The sequence below is a fragment of the Amycolatopsis sp. SID8362 genome (assembly GCF_010550475.1).
Classification (GTDB): Bacteria; Actinomycetota; Actinomycetes; order Mycobacteriales; family Pseudonocardiaceae; genus Amycolatopsis; species Amycolatopsis eburnea.
In genome coordinates this window covers 1-22,149 of the sequence record NZ_JAAGNB010001157.1, presented here as the reverse complement: position 1 = coordinate 22,149, position 22,149 = coordinate 1, and the positions used below count along the sequence as shown (strand labels likewise).

Sequence of the window (22,149 nt, the reverse complement as noted above, 5' to 3'; positions counted from 1 at the left end):
GGTGCTGTGTATCGGGGGATAGCGGTTTCGGATGTGCGGGGGTGTTGCCGGTGCCGGGGTGGCCGGGTGATGGTTGTGGCTCAAGCGATCCCGTACCGATGAGGAGAATTGCCGTGCAGCTGCAGGTGGCTTTGGACGTTCTGGACCTTCCCTCGGCACTGACCCTGGCCAACCAGGTCGCCGACCACGTCGACATCCTCGAACTCGGCACCCCCCTGGTGAAAGCCGCCGGCATCGCCGCCGTCAGCGCCATCAAGGCCGCCCACCCCGACAAGCTGGTTTTCGCCGACCTCAAAACCGCCGACGCCGGTGAACTCGAAGCCGGACTCGCGTTCGAAGCCGGCGCCGACCTGGTCACCGTCATGGGCACCGTCGACGACGACACCATCCGCGGCGCGGTCGCCGCCGGCCGCAAGTACGGCAAGCAGGTCGTCGCCGACATGATCGGCGTCACCGACAACCGCGTCGCGCGGATCCGCGAAGTCGCCAAGCTCGGTGTCTCCTTCGTGGAGATCCACGCCGGGCTGGACGAGCAGGCCCGGCCGGGTTACAGCATCCAGCAGCTGCTCGACGACGGCCGGCTGGCCGGAGTCCCGTTCTCCATCGCCGGCGGCGTGAAGGCCGACACCATCGGCGCCGTCCGTGAAGCCGGAGCCGTCGTCGCCGTCGCCGGTGGCGCGATCTACAACGCCACCGACCCCGGCGCCGCCGCGGCCGAGCTGAAGAAGCACGCCACCCGCTGACCCCACCCCACCCGGCGAACCCAGGAGTTCCCTGCCATGCCACCGAACCACTCCGCTGACGAGGTCGCCCGCCTGACGACCCGCCGACTCCCCGCCGACTGGTCCGAAGTGGACCAGCGCGCGATCGACACCGCCCGCGTGCTGGCCGCGGACGCGGTCGAGCAGTGCGGGAGCGGGCACCCCGGCACGGCCATGAGTCTCGCGCCCGTCGCCTACGCGCTGTTCCAGCGGGTCATGCGGCACGACCCCGGCGACGCGCGGTGGCTCGGCCGGGACCGGTTCGTGCTGTCCGCCGGGCATTCGAGCCTCACGCTGTACATCCAGCTGTTCCTGGCCGGCTACGGCCTGGAGCTCGACGACCTGAAGGCGTTGCGCACCTGGGGTTCCCTGACCCCGGGCCACCCGGAGTACGGGCACACCGACGGCGTGGAGACCACCACCGGCCCGCTCGGGCAGGGGCTGGCCAACGCGGTGGGGATGGCCATGGCCGCCCGCCGCGAGCGCGGGCTGTTCGACCCGGACGCCGAGCCGGGCAAGAGCGTGTTCGACCACCACGTCTACGTGATCGCCTCGGACGGCGACATCGAGGAAGGCGTCACGTCCGAGGCGTCGTCGCTGGCCGGCACGCAGCAGCTGGGCAACCTCACGGTGATCTACGACAGCAACGAGATCTCCATCGAGGACGACACCCGCATCGCGTTGTCCGAGGACACCGCCAAGCGGTACGAGGCCTACGGCTGGCACGTCCTCACGGTCGACGGCGGCGAGGACGTCGCCGGGTTCCTGGACGCGATCGCGCGGGCCAAGGCCGAGACCGCGCGCCCGACGCTCATCGTGCTGCGCACCGTAATCGGCTACCCGGCGCCGACCAAGATGAACACCGGCAAGGCGCACGGCGCCGCACTGGGCGCCGAAGAGCTGGCCGCGGTAAAAAGGGCCGTCGGGTTCGATCCGCGGCGCGGCTTCCAGGTCGACGGTGACGTCCTGCGCCACACCCGCGAGGCGGCCGTGCGCGGCCGGGCCGACCACGAGAAGTGGCAGCTCGAGTTCGACGTCTGGGCGCGGGCGAACCCGGAGCGCAAGGCGCTGCTGGACCGGTTGAGCCGCCGCGAACTGCCCGCCGGGTGGGCCGACGACCTGCCCGCGTGGCCGCCGGACGACGGGGGAGTCGCGACGCGCAAGGCGTCGGCCGCGGTGCTGGCCAAGCTCGGCGAGGTGCTGCCGGAGCTGTGGGGTGGGTCCGCGGACCTGGCCGAGAGCAACAACACCACGATCAAGGGCGCGGACTCCTTCGGCCCCGCTTCGATCTCCACCGACGCTTGGACGGCCCAGCCGTACGGGCGGACGCTGCACTTCGGCATCCGCGAGCACGCGATGGGCTCGATCCTCAACGGGATCGCGCTGCACGGCGGGACCCGGCCCTACGGCGGCACGTTCCTCATCTTCAGCGACTACATGCGCCCGGCGGTGCGCCTGGCCGCGCTGATGCGGCTGCCGGTCGTCTACGTGTGGACGCACGACTCGATCGGCCTCGGCGAGGACGGCCCGACCCACCAGCCGGTCGAGCAGCTGGCGTCGCTGCGGGCCATCCCCGGCCTGTCCGTTGTGCGCCCGGCGGACGCGAACGAGACCGCCCACGCCTGGAAGGCGGTGCTGGCGGACACCACCGGCCCGGCCGGGCTGGCACTGACCCGCCAGAACGTCCCGACGCTCGAGGGCACGTCCGCCGACGGGGTCGCCCGCGGCGGCTACGTCCTCGCCGATTCGGAGGGCGTCCCCGACGTCATCCTGATCGGCACCGGCTCCGAGGTCCAGCTGGCCGTCGAGGCCCGGAAGATCCTGGTGGCTGAAGGGATCGCGACCCGGGTCGTGTCCATGCCGTGCGTCGAGTGGTTCGACCGGCAGGACCCGGCGTACCGCGACGAGGTGCTGCCGCCGTCGGTGCGGGCGCGGGTGGTCGTCGAAGCCGGCGTGGCCCAGCCGTGGCACCGGTTCGCCGGTGACGCGGGCGAAATCGTGTCGCTGGAGCACTTCGGTGCCTCGGCGGACTTCAAGACCTTGTTCCAGGAGTTCGGCATCACCACCGAGGCCGTCGTCGAAGCGGCCCGGCGCAGCGAGAGGAAGTTCCGGTGACGAAGACGATTTCGAAGGAGCTCGACCCGGCGCTGTTCACCGACGCGACCCGCGCGGTCGTCGGCGAGGTGGACCGGGTGCGGGCCGGGGTCCAGTCGGCGGCCTGGGTGCGGGCCGGCGCGCTGCTGCTCAAGGCGCCCAAGGTGTTCACCATCGGCACCGGGCGCAGCGGGCTCGCCCTGCAGATGGCCGCGATGCGGTTCATGCACCTCGGCCTGCCCACCCACGTCGTCGGCGAGGTGACCGCCCCGGCGATCGGCGAGCGCGACGTCCTGGTCGCGGCTTCGGGCTCGGGCACAACGGGCCGGGTGGTGCGAGCCGCGCAGACGGCTCGTGACCAGCGCGCCGACGTGATCGCGCTGACCACGTCGCCCGGCTCGCCGCTGGCGAAGATCGCGACCGAGGTGCTCGTGGTGCCGGCCGCGGACAAGCAGGACTTCGACGGCACCGCCTCCGTCCAGTACGCGGGCAGCCTGTTCGAGCAGTCCGTCCTGCTCATCACCGACGCGCTCTTCCACACGCTGTGGAAGACCGGCGGCAGCCAGGCCCGCGAGCTGTGGCGCCTGCACGCGAACCTCGAGTGACCGCCGCCCCTTCCCCGTCCCGAAGTCACTGCCAGCCAGAGGAGCCCGAGATGCAGGCCGCCGATATCAGCACGTTGGAAGCGGTGGCGCTGGCGGCCACGCGCAGCGCCGCGATGGCCAGCTACGCCTGGGTGGGCCGGAACGACCAGGAGGCGGCCGACGCCGCGGCGACCACGGCCATGCGCACGGCCTTGGCCGACGCGCCGGGGCGGGGAACCGTCGTCATCGGGGAGGGGGAGAAGGACGACGCCCCGATGCTGTTCAACGGCGAAGTGGTCGGCACCGGTCACGGACCCGACTTCGACATCGCCGTCGACCCGCTCGAGGGAACGTCCTTCTGCGCCAGGGACCTGCCCGGTTCCCTGGCCACGATCGCGTTCGGCGAGTCCGGCACGCTGTGGTCGCCAGGACCCGGGTTCTACATGGACAAGATCGTGGTGCCGCCGCCGGCCAAGGACGTCATCGATCTCGACGATCCGCCCGAGCACACCCTGGCGAAGGTCGCCAAGGCGCTCGGCAAGGAGGTCGGCGACCTGCGCGTCATGATCATGGACAAGCCGCGGCACCAGGAGCTGATCGCCCGGGTGCTGCGGGCGGGCGCGGCGGTGCAGGTACCCGCGGGCGGTGACGTCGGCGGGAGCCTGGCCGTGCTGCTGCCGACGCTCGACATCGACCTCCTCCTCGGCGTGGGCGGTACTCCGGAGGGCGTCATGACGGCCGCCGCGGTGCGCGCGCTGGGCGGCGGGATGCTGGGCCGCCTGGCACCGCAACGCGACGAGGAGGCGGACGCCATCCGCGAGGCGGGGATGTCCCTCGAGCGCATCTACGACTGCGACGAGCTCGTGGCGGGCGAAGCCTTCTTCGTCGCCACGGGGGTCAACGGCGGGCCCCTGCTCGGCAGGCCGCGGACCGGCGACGGCACGACCGTCGCCGAATCGCTGCTGATCTCCCGCGGCCAGATCCGCCACATCACCCACACCACCTTCGAATGACTTCGCAGGCCCGCCCGACCAAGGAGCTTCGGTGACGCTGCACCTGGACGACCTCCGCGTTCGCCACCTCGGCGAGTGCCGCTACGACTCGCCGTTCTCCGAGATGCTCTCCACCAAGCAGACGTCGCCGCACTACGTCGCGGAAGGCGATCGGGTCCTGCTGGAGGACACCGTCTCGATGCTGGCCGGGCACAGCCTCCCGTCCGTGCGGGCCCCGAGCTTCGAAGCCGCCGGTCCGCGCCGGAAGATCTACTTCGATCCCGCGAACGTGACCGCCGGCGTCGTCACCTGCGGGGGGCTGTGCCCCGGCCTCAACAACGTCATCCGCGGTCTCGTCCAGGAACTCGCCGTGCACTACCAGGTCAAGCGGATCCTGGGTTTCCGCAACGGCCTCCAGGGACTGACGGCCGAACACCGCGACGACACCGTCGACCTGACGCCGGAGGGCGTGCGCGACATCCACCACGCGGGCGGCACCATCCTGGGCAGCTCACGCGGCGGCCAGGACGCCGACGAAATGGTCGACACCCTGGTGCTGCGCGGCATCGACATCATGTTCGTCATCGGCGGTGACGGCGGGATGCGCGCGGCCACCTACCTGAGCAACGCGATCCGGGCGCGCGGTCTCGACATCGCGGTCATCGGGGTGCCGAAGACGATCGACAACGACCTGCCCTTCACCGATCAGTCGTTCGGCTTCCAGAGCGCGTTCGCCCGGGCCACGGACTTCATCGCCGCGGTCGCGGTCGAAGCCGCGGCGAGCCCGAACGGCGTCGGGATCGTGAAGCTGATGGGCCGCCATTCCGGGTTCATCGCCAGCTACGCCGCGCTGGCCGCCAACGCCGCGGACATCGTCCTGATCCCCGAGGTCCCGTTCGTCCTCGGCGGCGGGGACGGTTTGCTGGCCCACGTCGAGCGGCAGGTGAGAACCAAGGGACACGTGGTGATCGTCCTCGCCGAGGGGGCCGGTCAGGACCTCGTCGAGAACCACGGCCTGCCACCGCACGGCACCGACGCTTCGGGCAACGTCAAGCTCGGCAACATCGGGGAAGTGCTCAAGGAAAGCATAACCGCCCACCTGACCGCGGCCGGCCTGGCGCCCACGATCCGGTACATCGACCCGAGTTACGCGGTCCGCAGCATCGCCGCCAACGCCTACGACAGCGTCTACTGCCTGCGGCTGGCCCACGCCGCGGTGCACGCCGCCATGGCCGGTCGCACGGAAGCCGCGGTCGCGCGCTGGCGGCGGCGCTTCGTGCACGTCCCGCTGTCCCTGATGACCAGCCGCCGCAACCAGGTCGACCCCGACGGCGACCTGTGGATGTCGGTACTGGAGACCACCTGCCAGCCGGCTGAGTTCGGCCCGGCGCGGGTGCGCGAGAAGGCCCGCGCGGGATTCTGCTGAGTTCCTCCCGAAACGAGGTGTCGCCCGATGACCGACCCAGGCACGGCCCCGAAGCCACCCGGCCTCCGGCGCCTGACCCCGCTCGAATGGCTGCGCGGGCGGCTGACGGATCTCCGCCGTTCCGAGGCCGCCCGCAACGCCCTGTGCGAGCACGATGGGCGGACGGCACCGTGCGCGGTCTGTTCCGTGCGGTACTTCTGAGGTCTCCCGGGCTTCGTCTGGCAAGGCTGTGGGGGCCTTGGTCGAGGGATGCTCAATCTCCGGTCAGCAGACCGCTTAGGTGGATCCCTGGTGCCGGGAGGTTGACCGGGAACCGATGGCCCCCGATCACGGCCACGGCAAGCGGCATCGACATCCGCGCGGCTACGCGGCCAGCGGGTGCGGCTCCCCGGGTCAAGACCGCCACGGCCACGGCGAGCTCCTCGATCGGCGCGGCGACGGCGTAGCTGAAGTTGCGTTCGACCCACGTCAGCGTCGTATACCTGATCCAATGCACCTCGTACCGCGCCCGATGTACTTCGAAGGCCGCTAGCGGCACGCGATCGCCGGCCTCGATGTCGAACCGGTGTCGCGCGACTGGCCGGGAGCGTGATGCGCTCACCGGAGTTCTTGTGGGCAGCGGGCGGGCGCTGAGGGCTCGTACCTGCGTAGGGCTCGTGCCCGAAGGCTGTCGCTGCGGTAACGCCGGTGTGAGGGCTGACGATCAAGCTGCTGACCAAGGGGGGAACATGTACAAGACCGTCGCCCTCGCATGCCTGGCAGTGCTCCTCGCCGGCTGCGCGGGTACCGAAGCCGCGACGTCTCCGGCGCCTTCGACACCGGCACCAACGTCGTCAGCGATGGTAAGCACGACGCCGACGCCGGTCGTGAAGGACGCCACGGTCTACTTGCCGGTAGAGGATGACGTGGACAAGGCAGGCTTGTCCGTGGAAACGAAGCCGATCGCCTACGTCATCGGCGAGCACACGCCGTTCCACCTCCTCCAGGCGTGTGGTGGCCTGCCATCGGACCAGTCGGTGCAGCGGGCAGCGCAGGGCATCAACTACGTGCCCGGCGGCGGAAAGGGTGCTTTCTACCAGCTGGTAGCGGAGTACGCGGGCGTGACCGGCGCCGACGTCGTGGCGAGCGTGAAGCAGGCGACAGCGTGCCGTAAGGCGACGTTCCACGACGAGCAGTTCGCCATCGTCGGCGACTTCTCGGTACCCGGGCTGAGCGATCCGCAGGCGGGCTTCTGCGCGAACTTGCGCCCCGGCTACCTGGTGCGCTGCGTCTTGGTCCTGGGTCATGGCAACCGTGCCACGTCGATCACCTTCGAGGGGAAGTGGAGTGACAGCGTGAAAGCGGTGAAGGCACTGGCCACGAAGACGGCACCGCTGTACGTGGCGGCGTTCGACCACGAATGATGTCCGTTTTGACTGTTGTTAGGTATCAAGCTGTATTTGGTAACCGGATACGCCTGTTGGTCTCTTACGTATGGTTGCCGGTCGTGCGGTGACATCGGGATAAGATGCCAGGAGAATGCTGATGGAACGTCAAGAACGAATCACGGCTCTTCGGTGCGTGCTTGAACTGAAGACTTCGATGGCTGAAGCTGTCGGTGAACTATCGCGTTTCGCGTATGATAGCGACGAAGAGATTGTAACACTGCTGCCCTCGCATGTGGTCCGTATTCTTGATCGATATCTCTCCGGTGAACTGACTGAGGGCGATATTGAAGGATGGGCGGAAGCCTTGTTGGGGCGTGACGACATAGGTCTCCTGATGGGATTTGAAGAATCCTTGAAGCAGGCTCTTTTTGAACTGTCCACGCCTGATGTCAATGAGCCGATAAGTCGCGAACTGGCGCGGCGCTGGGCTGCGCGTTTCCGTGGTCCCTCGTAGGCGTGGATGTATGCGGGCGGGGCGTTCGAGATGGGCACTTGACGCGCAATACGCCCGTCAACATCGGGAGCGTGAACTCGCCGGTGGTTTCCGGCCTGCTCGTGAGGAAAGTACGAATCCGGCCGAGCGTGGCCTTTCGTTCCTGTTCCGACATGGCCAGCACACCCGCGCGTGTCGCGATTGTCGCGACCAATGTGTCGGCAGTGCGAACCTGCCCGTGCGGGAATTCGGCCTGCTCAGGTGAGTGGAACTGCGTGGCGAGGTCGACGCCGGGAAGGTGCAAGCCTGCCGTCGCGGCACGCCAGTTGCTGAGCGTGTCGCGTGGACCGATAGCGGCGCTGCCGCTGATCCGCTCGAGTCCGGCGACCCAAGGCACCCGGTCGTCCACGATGTTCCACAGGCCGGCCAGGACGCCGCCGGGTGCGAGAACTCTTGCTATCTCGGGCCCCGCGACGGCCATGTCGAACCAGTGCAGGGCATTTCCTGCCAAGACGGCATCGACGGACCCGTCCGGCAGCGGGATCGCCTCGGCGCTACCCGGCAGGGCAGCGACAGCCGGTAACGCGCGGCGCAGCTCGGTCAGCATCGCGAGGTCGGGTTCGACCGCGGTGACGTCGACATCCAGGGCGACCAGCGTGCTGGTCAGCTTTCCGGTTCCGGCCCCGAGATCCAGCACGCGCGGGCCAGCCGCGGCTTCCAGTGCCCAGCGCACCGCGTCCGACGCGTAATCCGGGCGGTGCTCGGCGTAGGCGATCGCCGCCGCGCCGAAGGACGACGCGTGCAGGAGCCGCGTTTCCGGCTGCATCAAGCCACCTTAGCTCCGCTCGTCGGCAGAAGCGGACGTCGCCGCGGTGACTTTTGCCTGGCGCCGCCCGCGTGGTGAGTCACTCGGCCGACCGAGACCGCCATGTCTGCACCGCCCCGAGCGCGAGGCGGGCCAGCGGCACCGCGGCCCCGATGCCGGCGACCAGCCGGGCGCCGAGGCCGTCGAGCCGGATGGCGAGCCAACCGCCGGCAACTCCGCCAAGCACGGAGAGCAGGAAGTCGACGATCAGCAACGGCGTCAGGCCGAGCAGTGCCATGTCAGCTCCCGTGTTCCCGCGCCGGCTTTGCCGCGCCAGGTACTGCGTGAGCGTGAAGGTGCCGGCGAACGCGACCCAGGCCAGGCCGAGTATCACCCACAGCACCGCGGTCACCGGGCTTCCCCCTGTCGCACCACGAGACACCCCAGAATTCATAGCGGTCCTCCCTACCGGTCCCGACCAGGGTGAACTTACTTGGACACTCTGTCAAGACACTGTGTCCGGACATGTGTCCGGTAAGTGGCTGTGTCATGCCGCCGGATACGATGCGGGCAGACCATGACTGCACCGCGAACTCGGAGCTGCCCATGCCATCAGTGACCCGGGCCGCGCAGGCCAACCGGTCCGATCGACGGGAAGCGACCGAGCAACGGTTGTTCGCCGCGACCGAAGAACTCGTCCGCGAAGGCTCGTTCACCGAGGTCAGCGTCGAACGACTGGCCGCTGCCGCGGGCATCTCACGGTCGACCTTCTACGTCCACTTCCAGGACAAGGGCGATCTGGTCCGCAAGCTCTCCAAGACGGTGCTGACCCAGCTCCGCGAGGTGTCCGACCGCTGGTGGGCGGTCGCTGAACAGGCAGATCCGACGCAGCTGAAAGCGGCTGTGGCCGCGATCGTCGACATCTACCGGCGGCACCCGGCGGCCTTCACGGCCATGTCGGAAACCGCGACGTACGACCCCCTGGTGGCCGAAGAGCTCCAGGCCACCATGCGCGAGATCATCGACGCCACCCGTGCTGCTATTGAACGGGGCCAAGCCGCCGGCGTTATCCGCGATGTGCCGCCCATGGAGACCGCCGCGGCCCTCACCTGGATGGTGGAACGCACCGGCTACCAGATGGTCCGCAACGCCGACCCGGCCGGCGACGCCACGATCGTTGGAGTGATGACCGATATCATCTGGAGCACCCTCTACCGGACTCCGGCGGACTCGTGATTCACGGATAACGAATACTTGCCGCGGTCGATTTCAGCTGCCGCACAGGCAGGTGACCGTCCTGCTGCCATGCTGACCGAAGGTCGATTCCGTGCTCAATCGGGCCGACGGGTCCGCGCTCAGCGGTATGAGCGGACGCTGTCGAGCTACGTCGCGGCACAAGGAGCGGTTTCCGCACCACCTGTAGGCCGACGGCTCTCCGGGCCGTGGGAACTTGTGGCGGTCACGGTCCATCCGTACTAGCCGGCGAAGCTGTCGCCTCCGAGGCGAGCCACCGGCCTCGCTGCAACGCGGGTCCTGTCACCGGTGCTGGGTGGCGTCTTTCCCCGGTGTCGGGTCCACGCGTTCGAGTTTCGTCCAGCCGGTCCAGCCGCGCGTTCTCAGCAGCTCGATCAGCCGGCGAGCCGGCGGGGCGGTGTCGAAGGCCAGGGTGTCCATCAGTTCGGCGAAGGGTGGCTCGATGTCGGTGTCGCCGGCACCGTGCTCGGCCAGGTGCGTGATGTAGGTGGCCAGTTTGTCGGCCAGTTCGACCAGCTCCGGATCGCCGTCGGCTCGGTCGAGGGCCGCTCCCAAGGTGAGGTAGAAGTCGATGAGGGGTGGGTCGGCGATCTGCTTGCGCTTGCGCGCCGCCCACTCGGGGACCCGGTCGGGCGAGTGCGCGGCGAGCAGGATCCAGCCGTCCCGCTCGACCTGGACGATCCGCTCGTCGACGCCGAGCGCCCGCAGCCGGTCGAGGATTTCGACCACCTCGGCGGGCAGGGCCAGACTGTCCCCGGAGGCGATGCGGCGGATCTGCCGGCGATGCCGCCGTCGTTGCCGGATTTCTGCCCGCAGCCGGTTGTCGATGTCGGTGATCGCCGCGCCGAACTCTTTTTCGCCGGCCTGGAGCAGTTCCCGCACCCGCGACAGCGGGACTCCTGCTTCGGCGAGGGTTCTGATTCTGATCAGCTCGACCACGGCGGCGGCGTCGTACCTGCGGTAGCCGGAGCGGTCGCGTTCGGGTTCCGGCAGCAGCCCTTTGGCGTGGTAGTGCCGCACCGCGCGCACGGTGACTCCGGCGTATGACGCCAGTTCGCCGATGGTCAGCATCGGTCCAGTGTCCTCGGCGTCTGGGTGTCGTGGATCAGCCGGGCGATCTGCGGAGCGTGGGTGAGGACGAGGCGGTGGTCGGCGTCGAGCCACGACGTGGTGACGTGCGGCCGCTCGCGCACGAGCCGGTCGATGCCGGCGCGCCAGTTCTGGTTGCGCCACCGGGTACGCGCGTCGTCGCTGGTGCCGGCCATCGACGTGGACATGATCATGTGGATCGGATGGTCGATCTTCTGGTATCGGTCGAGGATGCTCGAGCGTATCGCCTCGATCTGGAGGTTGAGGTAGAGGAAGTCGTGCGGGGTCAAGAGTATCTGGTGCGGAGTGTTCTTGGCCGGCTCGAGTTCGTGCTGCAGTCCTTCGGCCATCGCGTGGAAGTCCGGCAGGTCGGCGTCGGTGAGGAAGGGTTCGGGCGTCGGGTTCGCGCCGTCGACGAGAACGAGTCCGGCCACAGCGCCCGGGTGTTCGGCGGCGTAGTGCACGGCCAGGTCCGCGCCCAGCGAATGTCCCACGAGGAGTGGTGAGCGATGTTCCAGCGCCGTCATGACGGCGTCGAGGTCGCTGAGGAATGCCTCGAAGGTGTATTCGTCGGCGGGCGAGGAGAGTCCGTGGCCGCGGAGGTCGAAGGTCGTCACGTCGTAGTCGCGGCGCAGCAGGTCGGTCAGCTCGTGGAGGTCGGCTTGTGTGGTGAGGAGTCCGGGGCACAGGACCAGCGGCTGTCCCTGGCCGCCGCGGGAGACTGAGATCGTCACGCCGTTGTGGTGGACTTCGGACTGACTGGCTTTCGTCGTCATGGCGACCATGCTGCGGGGTTGACGTTGCGTCAGGGTCAACCCCGCAGCGGCCGAAACCCGCACGTCGGCATAAGCGGATGGTGCGAGTGGCGCGTGTCATCATCGGGTTGTGGCCGACCGCAGAGACGACCTTCCGGTGTTGATCATCGACGGATCCTGCTTCGCCGACTTCGACGGGTTTACCCGCGAGTTCTCACGGCTGCTTCTTGACTACACGTGGCGAGGAAATCTTGACGCCTTCGACGACATCCTCGGCGGAGGCTTCGGGACACCCGACCACGGCTGGGTCCTGCGATGGCTCAACTCCGAGCGGTCCCGGTCCGCACTCGGCTACGAGGCGACGATCCGGTGGCGACAGCAACTTCTCCTTGCCTGTCGCGCGTCAAACCGTCCGGCCATCCAGGCCGGTGTTGTCAGGGCGAAACGTGGCGAAGGCCCGACGCTGTTCGATGAGATCGTCGGGATCATCCGCGATCACGGCCCCAAGGGTGACGAGACAGGAAACGGCATCCACCTGGAACTGCTCTGATCGGTAAACCGGTGGGCGCCTACCGAAGGCATGGCGAAGCATGTGCGGGTGTATCCGCGAGAGCCGCACGACCGAGGCTTCGGCCAGCCTGCGTAGTTGGCGGCTGGCGCAGTGCCGGTCCATGCGGACGCCTCGTCGGTTGGGCAGGATCGGACGGTGCGCCGTTTCGTGTTGTCCGGCAAAGGAAGCACCTCCTTGACTGGCGCGACCAGAAGCGCATTCTTATCGGGTCCCCGGGCGGCCGTAGGTCCGCCATGGGTCCACAGATCGGTGTTGTCGAGCGCCACCGCGTCAGACGTCCTATGGGGTCAAGGCGCGGCGCCACTGGCCCGTGACGCTTCGGCGCAGCGCTTCGGTGTCGACGCTCTCCGGATCGAGCAGTCGCTGCAACGCGATCCCGCGCAGCTGTCCGACGACCGCGGTCGCGACCTCGTCCGCTCCCACGTCCGCCGCGATGTCGCCGGCCGTGATGCCGGCCTCGATGTCTTCGCGTAGGTCCGCGCGGAAGGCTGCATCCCGTTCGCGGAACGTCGGGGCCAGGTCCGGCTGGGTGGCCGCTTCCGCCCACAGCAGCAGGAAAGCCTGGTTGAACACGCCGATCCGGCCTAGCTCGCCGAGGTAGCCGTCGATCAGGCGCAGCAGGCGGTCGAGGCCGGGGGGCAGGTCCGCCAAGCCCGGGACGAAGCCGGTCTGCGTGGCGCGAGCCAGCCGGTCGACCAGTGCCTGCTTGCCGCCGAAGTGGTGGGTCACGATGCCGCGGCTGTACCCCGCGCGCTCCCCGACGCGGGCGAGGGTCAGTGATCGGACGCCCTGCTCGACGACGAGTTCGGCGGCAGCCTTCAGTATTGCTGCTTCGGCCTTGTCTCGGCGTTCCTGCTGGGTGCGGCGGGGTGGCATGGGGGAAGCTTAGCAAACTAACTTGCGTGTCGACCAACAAGTATGTGTACAGTTTGGTCCCAGGAGGTCCTGATGATCGAAGTCGAAGCCCACGCCCTCGACGCCCTGCTCGCCGACGACCCGGGCGGCCCGGTCGTGATGCTCAACCTGCTGCGGTTCCGCCCGGACGGCGGCCGCGAGAGCTACCAGCGCTACGCCGAAGCCCTGCGCCGCGAACTCAACCCCCGCTACGGCCTGAAGGTCGAGTACCTCGGCACCGGTGGGCCGGCGCTCGTCGCCGAGGACGGGCAGGCGTGGGACATGGTGGTGCTGGTCCGCTACCCGGACCGGCGGGCCTTCGCGGCCATGGCCCGCGATCCCGAGTACCAGGCGATCACGCACCTGCGCACCGAGGCGCTGGTGGAAGCGGTGCTGCAGCCGACGACTCCGGTGGCGGTCTGATGCCCGCGGTGTTCGTCCACGGCAACCCGGAGACGGCGGCGGTCTGGGACCTGCTGCTGGCGGAGCTCGCTCCGTCGCGTTCGGATCTGGTCTGCCTGTCGCCGCCCGGGTTCGGCGCGCCGCTGCCTGCCGGGTTCGGGGCCAGCCGGGCGGACTACCGCGGCTGGCTGCTCGGCGAACTGGAAGCGTTCGGTGAGCCGGTGGACCTGGTGGGGCACGACCTCGGCGGTGGACATGTCGTCAACGTCGTGCTGAGCCGCCCGGAGCTCGTCCGCAGCTGGGTCAGCGACGCGCTGGGGATGTACGACCCCGGCTACGAGTGGCACGAACTCGCGCGCCGCTGGCGGACGCCCGGCGTCGGCGAGGCCGACGTAGCGGCTCGGTTCGGTGGCACGGCCGAAGCGCGGACGGCGGTTTTGGTGGAGCGGGGGATGGGCCGGGGTGTCGCCGCTCGCGTCGCGGCGGGGCAGGACGAGGCGATGGGGCGAGCGGTGCTCGCCGTGTACCGGTCCGCCGGCGAGCCCGGCCTGGGCTTGCCGCTGGAGCGGGCGGCGGCCCGGCCGGGGCTCGCCATCCTGGCCACGGCCGACCACGTCGCGGGAACCGAAGCGCAACGTCGCCGGGCGGCCGGCCGCGCCGGGGCCCGGGTTGCGGTCCTCGACGGGCTCGGTCATTGGTGGATGACCCACGAGCCGGCCCGTGCTGCCGCGGTGTTGACCGGGTTCTGGGCGACGCTCGGCTGAGGTTCGGCCGCGCGGGGCCGGGGTCGCCGTGCTCGACTGCCTGGGGCACTGGTGGATGACCCGCGAGCCGGCAGTGCCGCTGCGGTGCTGGCGGGGTTCTGGGCGGCGCTCGGCTAAAGGTTCGGCCGCGTCGGGGCCCGGGTTGCGGTCCTTGACTGCCTCGGTCACTGGTGGATGACGCTCGAGCCGGTCCGGGCTGCCGCGGTGTTGACGGGGTTCTGGGCGGCGCTCGGCTAAAGGTTCGGCCGCGTCGGGGCCCGGGTTGCGGTCCTCGACGGCCTCGGCCCACGAGCCGGCCCGTGCCGCCGCAGTGCTGACCGGGTCTGGGCCACCGTCGGCTGAGGCCGTCCGGGCCGCGGGGGTCCGCCGTGCCCCTGGCCGTGATCGCGCACAACAGTCCGGCCGCGGCGCGGCACCTCCACGGGTTCGGTCGCGGTGTGGGACTCAGCGGTCCCACACCGCACCGAACCCGGCCTCAGGAAAGCTGAGCCACCTCCGCGTCCGTCAACGCCTTGCCGACCACGCTGACCTGGTCGACCGCGCCGCTCCAGAAGTCGACGTTGCGGCCGTCGTACTTGGCTCGACCGACCGTGAACGCGCCCGTGCTGAGGAGCGCCGGTCCGGCCGGGGCCGTCGCGACCTTCACGCCGTCCACGTAGAGCCGGATCTCGTTGCCCGCTCGGACACCCGTGAGTTCGTACCAGCGGCCGATTTCCGGCACCACCTCGTACCGGGCCCGGTTGCCGCCGGGGGTGCTGAACGCGAACGCGCCCTGGCCGTACTGGAGGTAGAACGGGCTTTCCCGCTCGCGGCCGTCCTGGCTCACCGCGGTCGCGTAGTTGCCGGGCAGCGCGTCGAGCCGGACCTTCGCGGACACGGTGTAGTCACCGGTCGTGTCGACGACCGGGCCGTAGGTGTCAGCCGAGCCGCCGGAGAACTGCAGCGCGCCGTTCTGGAAACTCGCACCGGTCGGGGTGAGCGTCAGCGGGTTGTTGCCGCCGCTCGAGTCCCGCGCGGTCGTTCCGCCTTGCTCGTCGAGGTTCCAAGTGCCCTTGCCCGCATACGGATAGGGCTTGCCCGCGTTGGCGCCGGCCTCGATCACGCGCCGGTTGATCTCGCGGACCGGGCCCGGGTCGACCTTGATCCGCTTGCGGTCGTACGTCCAGAGCCCGTTCAGCTCGCCTTCCAGGTCGGTGACCTGCGTGTAGACCGACGCCGACAGCTCGGCCCGCGCCTGTCCGAGGTAGAACGTGCGGGTGTTGTCGACGTACTTCGCCGTCAGCGCCGCCTTGTCCGCCACGCCGCTGTAGATCGCGATCGGCGCACCCGGCCACTGGTGACCCGGCGTGCGCAGCGTGAAGCCGCCGTGCTCGCCGTCCATCGCGACGCGCCGCCCGTCCGAGTGCGCCGGGTCGGTGTTGTTGTAGTCGTGGTGGTCGATGACGTCGCCCGCGCCCGAGTCGCCCTTGGAGGCACAGCAGTTCACCCCGCTGTGGGCGTTGACGATCCGGCTCGGGTCCGCGGCCTTGACCTGGTCGGTGATCCGGCCGGTGGCGGCCTTGTCCCATTCGCCCCAGCCCTCGTTGAACACGATCCAGGCGTAGACGGACGGGTAGTTCTGCAGCTGGTGCATCTCTTCGAGGCCCTGGCTGAGCCACGCCTGCTGCGCCGCGGGGTCGTTGCCGTCGTCGAGGGACACGAAGTCCTGCCACACCAGCAGTCCGAGCTGGTCCGCGTGGTAGTACCAGCGGGCGGGCTCGACCTTGATGTGCTTGCGGACGGCGTTGAACCCGAGGTCCTTCTGCGCCTTCAGGTCGAAGACGAGAGCGTCGTCGCTCGGCGCGGTGTTGAGACCGTCCGGGTAGAAGCCCTGGTCCAGCTGCATCAGCGAGAAGAACGGCTTGCCGTTGAGCGTCAGCTTGGGCGTGCCGTTGACGTTCGTGATGCCGGTGGACCGCATGCCGAAGTAGCTCTTGACCTTGTCGCCGCCCAGCTTGATCTCCAGCTGGTACAGGTACGGGTCGTCCGGTGTCCACAGGTGCGCGTTCGGCACCGGCAGCGTCAGGTTCGTGTTCGCCGGCCCGGTGACCGTGCCGACCTGCCGGCCGCGCGCGTCCTTGGCGACCGCCGTGACGACGGCGTTGCCCGCCGACTTGACGTTCAGCGCCAGCGAGCTGGTGGTGAGGTCGGGCGTCGTCTTGATTTCGTCGATGCCCTTGTCCGCCACCGGTTCCAGCCACACCGTCTGCCAGATGCCCGACGACGGGGTGTAGAAGATGCCACCGGGGTTGGGGGACTGCTTGCCCTTGGGCTGGTGCGGGCCGGTCGTGTCGGTGACGGCGACGACGATCTCCTGCTCGCCGCCGCGCCTGAGCGCGTCGGTGATGTCCGCGCTGAACGCCGTGTAACCGCCGGTGTGCTCGGCGACGAGCTTGCCGTTCACCCAAACTTTGGCCTGGTAGTCGACCGCGCCGAAGTTGAGCTTGAGGCGCTGCCCGGCGCCGATCTTCCAGTCGCGCGGGACGGTGACCGTGCGGCGGTAGAACATGTGGTCCTCGTGCCGTTCGAGCCCGGAGAGCTGCGACTCGATCGGGTAGGGCACGACCACCTTCTCGGGCAGCTTCTTGCCGAACGTCGGCTGCTGGCCTTCCTTGGCGGCCGAGAACTCCCACGGGCCGTTGAGGTTGACCCACTGGTCGCGCTCGAGCTGCGGCCGCGGGTACTCCGGCAGCGGGTTGCGCGGGTCGACGTGCTCGCCCCACGGCGTCCGGAGCCGTTCGGCCGAGGCGTTCGCGACGATGCGCCCGGCCTTGCCGACCTTCGTGCCGTTCACCGCGAGCGCGCCCGCGCCGTCGTAGTAGAGGGTGACCCGCTGGCCCTTGAGCACCCGCTCGGCCAGCTGGATCGTCGCCCGGTCGCGGCCCGCCGTGACGGACGAGACCGGCATCGGCGTCGCGTCGACCTCGATGCGCAGGTGGTCCTTCAGGTCGTTCGTTCCCGTGACGGGGCCGTCGAAGCCGGCCGTGAGGGTGCGGCCGTCCGGGGAGATGTCCGCCGTGCGCGGCACGACGGCGAAGTCGGCCGGCGGCGTGAACGCCGAAAGCGGCACGATCTGCTTCGCGATCGCCGCGCTCGACCAGCGCAGGAACATGTTGGCGCCGCCGGTGTCCTGGAACATCTCCAGCTTGAAGTCGTACTGCTTGCCGGCGGTCAGCGTGACCGGCGCGCTGGTCTGCTCCTTGTCCCAGTCGCCGACCCAGTGGTCGATCACCGGCGCGCCGTCGAGGAACAGCCGGAACCCGTTGTCGCCGATGGCGTAGAACGTGTAGTCGCCGGTCTGCGGGACCGCGAGCTGCCCGGTCCAGCGCGCGGTCGTGTTCTCCGTGCGGCCGGTGACCAGCCCGAAGACCGAGGTCAGGTCGGGGTGGTCGACCTCCGAGTCGAGCGCGGTGCCGGCCAGGGTGGCGAAGTCGTGGGCGCCCGGCGCCGAGGGGGTGAAGTACTCGGCCTTCAAGCCGTGCACGGGCTCGGCGGCGCCTGCGGGTGGCGTGCCGGATGCCACGCCCAGCGCCACCAGCGCGGCGACGAGGACGGAAGCGGCTCTTCTCATCGGCGGGGACCCTCCATTTTTACAACGTTGTAAAACGCTACCGGGTGCATCGAAGCAGACATGTCGGACTGCTAACTACCGCCGAATGGCGGTATCTCGACGGCCGACTGCCGGGTTCCGCGGCAGCCATGAGGGAGTTGCGCGCGGGTCCGGCGCGCTCACGCGCGCGGCACAACGACAAGGGAACCGAGTCAGGGGGCGCGCCGACGAGGGGCGCTGGCGGCATCGCGGTACGAGAGGGCCCCGTCGCCCAGGAGGAGAGCGACGGGGCCGGAAGGGAGCTGGCCGGCGGCGCTGCCGCCGGCCGGTTCGCTGCGCGTGATCGACGTGCTTTTCGCTGTCACAGCCGCGTTCTGCCGGCTGCCCGGGTAGCGTGCGCGCATCGCGCCACGAGACGCATGGCGGTCCGTCGAGGATCTCGCCCGAAAAGGATTCTGTCGCTACCCGGCGGCCGGCGCCGCGGCGTGGCATCACCTGCCCTTCAGTGCGCTGCTGCCGGTGTCACTGGCCTGTCGCGGAGGGGACCGCTCCCGCCGTGGGCACGTCGGGATCGGCATCGTCGGCGGTATCCGGCGGCCTGCGTCGTGGTGGCCGCGTGATGACGCCCGGTGCCCGGAGGAATCCGGCCGCGGTGCTGGTTCGCGACGAGGTGGGGGCGCCGGGAAGTTCGCGGCCACCAGCGCGTCGAACTCCGCGCGGACCCAGTCCGGGTCGGCGCAGATCAGCTCGGCGAACCCGGCGCGAGCGGCCGTTTGGCGTCCGGCATCCGGCATCGTGAATCACTCCCGGCACGGTGCTGTTCGTTCCAACCAGGTCATTCACCACTCACTATTTTCTATAGCGCCGACTGGAGATTGTGTCAAGTGGCTGGGCCGGATAGCCTGAAGCGGTCACCAAGGGACGAGGAGTCGTGGGTGGCCGACCTGACGAAGCTGGACGACGAGGACTACCCCGCCTACACCACCGGGCAGGCGGCCAGGATGCTCGGGGTCCAGGAGGCTTTCCTGCGCAGTCTCGACGCCGCCGAGCTGGTGCGCCCCCAGCGTTCCGGCGGCGGGCACCGCCGGTACTCCCGCCGTCAGCTGGCCCTCGCCGTCCGCGTCCGCGACCAGCTCGACGAGGGACACACCCTCGCCGCGGCGGCCCGCATCATCGGCCTGCAGGACGAGCTCACCCAGGCTCACGACACGATCGCCGACCTGCACCGCAGGCTCGGCGACGGCACCGGCTGACGGCTCCGGGCCGGTGCCGCCGGGCGTGCCTCAGCCGCCGATGCCTTCGACGATGCGGAAGTCGCGCTCGAAGCCGTCGGGGAGTGCGGCCAGTGCCTCCTGGTAGGCCGCGCTCTCGTAGGCCGCGACCGCCTGTTCGAAGCTGTCGAACTCGATCAGGACGACGCGCTCGGCGATTCCGGCTTCGTGGGCGACGACCCGGCTGCCGCCGCGGGCGAACGTCCGCCCGCCCGCGGCCCCGACGGCCACACGGGCCAGAGCGTTGTAGGCGTCGAGCTCCGCAGGGTCGGTGATGGCGGGGTAGACGCTGACCCAGTAACCCTTGGGCATGGAACCTCCAGTCTCGGGATGACTCACGGGTGGGCTTCGGACGTGCGACGGCGAGCGAGGGCGAGGCCGGCCAGCGTCGTGATCGCCATGGCGCCGATGCCGGCCAGCGCCGCGGTGGTGTAGGCGCTGTCGTCGGGGAAGAGCCGGCCGGGGCCGGTGCCCGCGGCGAGGATCAGGCCGCCGATGGCGCTGCCCAGGGAGTACCCGACGCTGCGGACGACGTAGTTGAAGCTCATCGCGCTCGACGTCTCGCTCTTGGGGGTGACGGCCAGGATGACGCCGGGCATCGCGGCCGAGAAGCCGCCGACGCCGAGGCCGAGCACGCCCATCGCCGCGAACAGTTCGGCCAGGCCCGACCGGGCGGCCGCGAACAGGGCGAACCCACCGGCGACCACGACGGCGCTGCCTGCCAGGAGCAGGGGGCCGGCGATCCGCGTCCGGACCAGCGGCGTGAGCTTGCCGGCGACGAATCCCAGCAGTGAGAACGGGATGAGGACCAGCCCGGCCTCGAAGGTCGTCAGCCCGAAGCCGTAGCCGGCGCCGCGCGGCGTCTGCGCGTACCGGGTGATGAGCGTGAGTAGGAGGTACATGCCGATCCCGCCGACGAACATGGCGAGGTTCGCCCCGGCGACCGCCGGGTGCCGGGCCGCCCGCACGTCGACCAGGGGCGTCGTGCTGCGCAGCTCGATGACGGTCCAGACGCAGAGCAGTACCACCGCGACGACGGCGAGGCCCGCCGCCACGGCGAGGTGCCGGCTCCACAGATCCCGTTCGCCGGCGAGGAGCAGCACCAGGACCAGCGCGGCGGCCAGGACCACCGCGCCGGCCACGTCCACGTGGGCGAAGCGGCCTTCGGGAGTCGCGGGCAGGGAGCGCCACGCGGTCAGGAGGGCGGCGGACGTGACCAGCAGGCCGAGGCCGTAGGCGGCCCGTACTCCGCCGAGCTCGGCGAGCAGTGCGGCCAGCGGGTAGCCGACGCCGGCCCCGATGATCGAGACCACCGAGATCAGCGCGATCGCGGCCGCGCCGCGCTCCTCGGGGAGGTGGTCCCGGGCCACGCCCATCATCAGCGCCGTGAGACCGAGTCCGGCGCCTTGGGCCGCTCTGCCGGCGAGCAGCCAGGCGAACGGCAGCGGCAGCACGGTGAGCGCGCTGCCGGCGACGACGATCGCCAGCGTGGCGAGGATCGTGGCCCGCCGGTGCGGACCGGCGCCGAGCCGGCCGAGGACGGGTGTGGTGACGGCGCCGCTGAGCAGGGCGATGGTCAGCGTCCACTGCGCGCTGCCGAGTGAGACGTGGAACGACGTCGCCACGCTGGTGATGAGCGGCGTCCCGAGGCTGGCGACCGCCGCCACGACCAGAGCGATGAACACCAGGGCGGGAACCAGCGGCCGTTTCCCCCGGCCGGTCACCGCTTCGGTCCTTCGCGGTCCTGGCTTTCGAGCTCCGCCAGGTGCTTCAGCGCCGGAAGGGCCGCCACCAGCGCCTCGACCTCGTCGCCGGTGAGCTCGCCGATCAACCGCTCGAAGGCGTGGACGCCCGCCTGGCGCCGCGTCCGGACATAGGTGGCGCCGGCCTCGGTCAGGCACACGAGCGTGACCCGCTTGTCGGACGCGTCGCCCCGTCGCTCGACCAGGCCGGCCTCCTCCATCACCCGGACCAGGGTGGTCATCGCGGGCTGGGTGACGCCCTCGACCGCGGCCAGATCGGTGATGCGCCGCGGGCCGGTCCGGTCCAGGGTGGCCAGGGTGGCGGCGGACGTCAGGCTCATGTCCCGGGGCAGGCGTCGCGTGGCCCTGGTGGCGAGGCCGTAGAGGGCTGCTCCGATGGCGGCGGACGCGTCAGGAGTGGCGTCTTGACGGCTCACCGCCGAAGCATAGCACTTTTATATTCATGGTTTATGGAAACGGCGTCGGCCAGAGCGGCCGCCCAGGGGCGGGCTTCCTCGAGCTGCCCGGCGAGGCGGAACAGAGTTGCTTCGTCGCCGAACCGGCCGAGGAAGTGGACGCCGATCGGGAGACCCTCGGCGTTGCGCCACAACGGAACCGACATCGCCGGGTTGCCGGTGATGTTCGCGACCACCGCCGGGTAGGCGACCGTCGGTGCGCCGCGTTCCAGGGCTCGCAACGGTTCTTCCGGGGTGGAGGTGATCTCGCCGATGCGGGCCGGCGGGGCCGACATCGTGGGGGTCAGCCACGCGTCGAACCCGGTGAGGAATTCCGCGACCACCCGGGAGAAGGCCTGCAGGTCTTCGGTGGCCAGCAGGTAATCGGCCGCGCTGACGCGTTGACCCGCTGCCCAGTAGGCCTCGGTCAGCGGTTCCAGGTCGCCGGGGGCCGGGCGGCGGCCGAGGCGGCGGATCCAGTACTCGACGATCCACGCGGTCGCCGCGTTGAACGCCGTTCCGATCGCGCTGCCGACCGCCGGGGTCAGGCCGGGCAAGTCCGCTTCGACGAGTTCGTGGCCGAGTGCCGTGCAGAGCGCGACGCCGTCGTCGAGGGCCGCCAGGCAGTCGGGGTGGCCCAGCGAACCGTCCGGAAGCCGCGGGGTGAACGCGATGCGCAGCCGGCCGGGGGCGGTGGTCACTTCGGCGGCGAACGGCCGGGTCCGCGGTGGCGCCGGGTACGGGTCACCCGGTGCGGGTCCGGCGATGGCGTCGAGCAGGGCGGCGCTGTCGCGGACCGAGCGGGTGAGCGCGTGTTCGGCGGCCCAGCCGCCCAGCACGT

At 70.1% G+C, this 22,149-nt stretch carries 24 protein-coding genes; 13 read left to right on the top strand and 11 right to left on the bottom strand.

Annotation, left to right across the window (positions count from 1 at the left end; translation table 11 throughout):
* Nucleotides 1-113: 113 nt before the first annotated feature.
* The 6 genes from hxlA to G3I65_RS35815 are packed head-to-tail and all read left to right on the top strand — an operon-like array spanning nucleotide 114 to nucleotide 6,058.
* Nucleotides 114-743 carry a 3-hexulose-6-phosphate synthase gene (gene hxlA / locus G3I65_RS35840; RefSeq protein ID WP_309235504.1) on the top strand — a complete coding sequence of 210 codons (630 nt, stop codon included), beginning with the start codon at nucleotides 114-116 and terminating at the stop codon, nucleotides 741-743.
* Nucleotides 744-779: 36 nt separating this feature from the next.
* Nucleotides 780-2,876 (top strand): transketolase, encoded by a 2,097-nt coding sequence (gene tkt, locus G3I65_RS35835; protein WP_203612611.1) that lies wholly within the window; start codon nucleotides 780-782, stop codon nucleotides 2,874-2,876.
* Nucleotides 2,873-3,460 carry a 6-phospho-3-hexuloisomerase gene (hxlB, locus tag G3I65_RS35830; RefSeq protein ID WP_160700021.1) on the top strand — a complete coding sequence of 196 codons (588 nt, stop codon included), beginning with the start codon at nucleotides 2,873-2,875 and terminating at the stop codon, nucleotides 3,458-3,460. The genes tkt and hxlB overlap by 4 nt, the downstream gene beginning before the upstream one ends.
* 50 nt (nucleotides 3,461-3,510) lie before the next feature.
* Nucleotides 3,511-4,452 carry a class II fructose-bisphosphatase gene (glpX, locus tag G3I65_RS35825; protein WP_160700020.1) on the top strand — a complete coding sequence of 314 codons (942 nt, stop codon included), beginning with the start codon at nucleotides 3,511-3,513 and terminating at the stop codon, nucleotides 4,450-4,452.
* Between the two features lie 31 nt (nucleotides 4,453-4,483).
* Nucleotides 4,484-5,857, top strand: coding sequence for an ATP-dependent 6-phosphofructokinase (locus tag G3I65_RS35820; protein WP_160700019.1), 1,374 nt, complete (start codon nucleotides 4,484-4,486; stop codon nucleotides 5,855-5,857).
* A gap of 27 nt (nucleotides 5,858-5,884) precedes the next feature.
* Entirely contained in the window at nucleotides 5,885-6,058 is a 174-nt protein-coding gene (locus G3I65_RS35815) for a hypothetical protein (RefSeq protein ID WP_160700018.1), read from the top strand.
* A 52-nt stretch (nucleotides 6,059-6,110) separates the two neighbouring features.
* On the opposite strand, the gene G3I65_RS57740 is transcribed toward G3I65_RS35815, so the two are convergent.
* The gene (locus G3I65_RS57740) at nucleotides 6,111-6,458 is read right to left on the bottom strand and encodes a hypothetical protein (protein ID WP_239071659.1); all 348 of its coding nucleotides are present in this window, start codon (nucleotides 6,456-6,458) and stop codon (nucleotides 6,111-6,113) included.
* Nucleotides 6,459-6,585: 127 nt separating this feature from the next.
* Here G3I65_RS57740 and G3I65_RS35805 point away from each other — a divergent pair, with 127 nt between their 5' ends.
* A complete protein-coding gene (locus G3I65_RS35805) occupies nucleotides 6,586-7,260 on the top strand; it encodes a hypothetical protein (protein WP_160700017.1) in 675 nt (224 codons plus the stop codon).
* Nucleotides 7,261-7,381: 121 nt separating this feature from the next.
* A complete protein-coding gene (locus G3I65_RS35800) occupies nucleotides 7,382-7,738 on the top strand; it encodes a hypothetical protein (protein WP_160700016.1) in 357 nt (118 codons plus the stop codon).
* On the opposite strand, the gene G3I65_RS35795 is transcribed toward G3I65_RS35800, so the two are convergent.
* Nucleotides 7,674-8,543: a class I SAM-dependent methyltransferase gene (locus G3I65_RS35795; RefSeq protein ID WP_160700015.1), complete on the bottom strand. Its 870-nt coding sequence runs from the start codon at nucleotides 8,541-8,543 to the stop codon at nucleotides 7,674-7,676. The two genes, G3I65_RS35800 and G3I65_RS35795, sit on opposite strands and share 65 nt — an antisense overlap.
* A gap of 79 nt (nucleotides 8,544-8,622) precedes the next feature.
* Nucleotides 8,623-8,934, bottom strand: a complete 312-nt coding sequence (locus tag G3I65_RS35790) for a hypothetical protein (RefSeq protein ID WP_160700014.1) — start codon at nucleotides 8,932-8,934, stop codon at nucleotides 8,623-8,625.
* 260 nt (nucleotides 8,935-9,194) lie between these two features.
* Here G3I65_RS35790 and G3I65_RS35785 point away from each other — a divergent pair, with 260 nt between their 5' ends.
* The gene (locus G3I65_RS35785; protein ID WP_160700013.1) at nucleotides 9,195-9,758 is read left to right on the top strand and encodes a TetR/AcrR family transcriptional regulator; all 564 of its coding nucleotides are present in this window, start codon (nucleotides 9,195-9,197) and stop codon (nucleotides 9,756-9,758) included.
* 300 nt (nucleotides 9,759-10,058) lie between these two features.
* Here G3I65_RS35785 and G3I65_RS35780 read toward each other — a convergent pair whose 3' ends face one another.
* Together G3I65_RS35780 and G3I65_RS35775 are read right to left on the bottom strand one after the other, a co-directional pair.
* Nucleotides 10,059-10,847 (bottom strand): MerR family transcriptional regulator, encoded by a 789-nt coding sequence (locus G3I65_RS35780; RefSeq protein WP_160700012.1) that lies wholly within the window; start codon nucleotides 10,845-10,847, stop codon nucleotides 10,059-10,061.
* A complete protein-coding gene (locus G3I65_RS35775; protein WP_203612610.1) occupies nucleotides 10,841-11,641 on the bottom strand; it encodes an alpha/beta fold hydrolase in 801 nt (266 codons plus the stop codon). Before G3I65_RS35775 ends, G3I65_RS35780 begins: the two co-directional genes overlap by 7 nt.
* A 109-nt stretch (nucleotides 11,642-11,750) precedes the next feature.
* Here G3I65_RS35775 and G3I65_RS35770 point away from each other — a divergent pair, with 109 nt between their 5' ends.
* Entirely contained in the window at nucleotides 11,751-12,170 is a 420-nt protein-coding gene (locus tag G3I65_RS35770) for a barstar family protein (RefSeq protein ID WP_160700010.1), read from the top strand.
* 300 nt (nucleotides 12,171-12,470) lie between these two features.
* On the opposite strand, the gene G3I65_RS35765 is transcribed toward G3I65_RS35770, so the two are convergent.
* Nucleotides 12,471-13,067 (bottom strand): TetR/AcrR family transcriptional regulator, encoded by a 597-nt coding sequence (locus G3I65_RS35765; protein ID WP_160700009.1) that lies wholly within the window; start codon nucleotides 13,065-13,067, stop codon nucleotides 12,471-12,473.
* 72 nt (nucleotides 13,068-13,139) lie between these two features.
* Here G3I65_RS35765 and G3I65_RS35760 point away from each other — a divergent pair, with 72 nt between their 5' ends.
* Both G3I65_RS35760 and G3I65_RS35755 read left to right on the top strand, forming a co-directional pair.
* Nucleotides 13,140-13,508, top strand: a complete 369-nt coding sequence (locus G3I65_RS35760; protein WP_160700008.1) for a DUF1330 domain-containing protein — start codon at nucleotides 13,140-13,142, stop codon at nucleotides 13,506-13,508.
* Nucleotides 13,508-14,251, top strand: coding sequence for an alpha/beta fold hydrolase (locus tag G3I65_RS35755; RefSeq protein ID WP_160700007.1), 744 nt, complete (start codon nucleotides 13,508-13,510; stop codon nucleotides 14,249-14,251). Before G3I65_RS35760 ends, G3I65_RS35755 begins: the two co-directional genes overlap by 1 nt.
* Before the next feature lie 475 nt (nucleotides 14,252-14,726).
* Here the strand turns inward: G3I65_RS35755 and G3I65_RS35750 are convergent, their stop codons facing one another.
* Nucleotides 14,727-17,861 (bottom strand): PA14 domain-containing protein, encoded by a 3,135-nt coding sequence (locus tag G3I65_RS35750; protein ID WP_160700006.1) that lies wholly within the window; start codon nucleotides 17,859-17,861, stop codon nucleotides 14,727-14,729.
* 914 nt (nucleotides 17,862-18,775) lie between these two features.
* Between G3I65_RS35750 and G3I65_RS35745 the strand changes: the two genes are divergently transcribed.
* Entirely contained in the window at nucleotides 18,776-19,093 is a 318-nt protein-coding gene (locus G3I65_RS35745) for a helix-turn-helix domain-containing protein (RefSeq protein WP_160700005.1), read from the top strand.
* Between the two features lie 30 nt (nucleotides 19,094-19,123).
* Here the strand turns inward: G3I65_RS35745 and G3I65_RS35740 are convergent, their stop codons facing one another.
* The 4 genes from G3I65_RS35740 to G3I65_RS35725 form a co-directional block, all read right to left on the bottom strand.
* Nucleotides 19,124-19,423 carry a DUF1330 domain-containing protein gene (locus tag G3I65_RS35740; RefSeq protein ID WP_160700004.1) on the bottom strand — a complete coding sequence of 100 codons (300 nt, stop codon included), beginning with the start codon at nucleotides 19,421-19,423 and terminating at the stop codon, nucleotides 19,124-19,126.
* A gap of 23 nt (nucleotides 19,424-19,446) precedes the next feature.
* Nucleotides 19,447-20,835: an MFS transporter gene (locus tag G3I65_RS35735; protein WP_160700003.1), complete on the bottom strand. Its 1,389-nt coding sequence runs from the start codon at nucleotides 20,833-20,835 to the stop codon at nucleotides 19,447-19,449.
* Nucleotides 20,832-21,290 carry a MarR family transcriptional regulator gene (locus tag G3I65_RS35730; RefSeq protein WP_309235893.1) on the bottom strand — a complete coding sequence of 153 codons (459 nt, stop codon included), beginning with the start codon at nucleotides 21,288-21,290 and terminating at the stop codon, nucleotides 20,832-20,834. Before G3I65_RS35730 ends, G3I65_RS35735 begins: the two co-directional genes overlap by 4 nt.
* The coding region (locus G3I65_RS35725) for an amidase (RefSeq protein WP_160700002.1) at nucleotides 21,287-22,149 on the bottom strand (863 nt) is incomplete at its 5' end. The genes G3I65_RS35725 and G3I65_RS35730, both read right to left, overlap by 4 nt.

Coding starts and splice junctions, on each gene's coding strand:
- tkt (WP_203612611.1), top strand. CDS start 780: ATGCCACCGAACCACTCCGCTGACGAGGTCGCCCGCCTGACGACCCGC.
- glpX (WP_160700020.1), top strand. CDS start 3,511: ATGCAGGCCGCCGATATCAGCACGTTGGAAGCGGTGGCGCTGGCGGCC.
- G3I65_RS35815 (WP_160700018.1), top strand. CDS start 5,885: ATGACCGACCCAGGCACGGCCCCGAAGCCACCCGGCCTCCGGCGCCTG.
- G3I65_RS35805 (WP_160700017.1), top strand. CDS start 6,586: ATGTACAAGACCGTCGCCCTCGCATGCCTGGCAGTGCTCCTCGCCGGC.
- G3I65_RS35800 (WP_160700016.1), top strand. CDS start 7,382: ATGGAACGTCAAGAACGAATCACGGCTCTTCGGTGCGTGCTTGAACTG.
- G3I65_RS35795 (WP_160700015.1), bottom strand. CDS start 8,543: ATGCAGCCGGAAACGCGGCTCCTGCACGCGTCGTCCTTCGGCGCGGCG.
- G3I65_RS35780 (WP_160700012.1), bottom strand. CDS start 10,847: ATGCTGACCATCGGCGAACTGGCGTCATACGCCGGAGTCACCGTGCGC.
- G3I65_RS35775 (WP_203612610.1), bottom strand. CDS start 11,641: ATGACGACGAAAGCCAGTCAGTCCGAAGTCCACCACAACGGCGTGACG.
- G3I65_RS35765 (WP_160700009.1), bottom strand. CDS start 13,067: ATGCCACCCCGCCGCACCCAGCAGGAACGCCGAGACAAGGCCGAAGCA.
- G3I65_RS35760 (WP_160700008.1), top strand. CDS start 13,140: ATGATCGAAGTCGAAGCCCACGCCCTCGACGCCCTGCTCGCCGACGAC.
- G3I65_RS35755 (WP_160700007.1), top strand. CDS start 13,508: ATGCCCGCGGTGTTCGTCCACGGCAACCCGGAGACGGCGGCGGTCTGG.
- G3I65_RS35750 (WP_160700006.1), bottom strand. CDS start 17,861: ATGAGAAGAGCCGCTTCCGTCCTCGTCGCCGCGCTGGTGGCGCTGGGC.
- G3I65_RS35740 (WP_160700004.1), bottom strand. CDS start 19,423: ATGCCCAAGGGTTACTGGGTCAGCGTCTACCCCGCCATCACCGACCCT.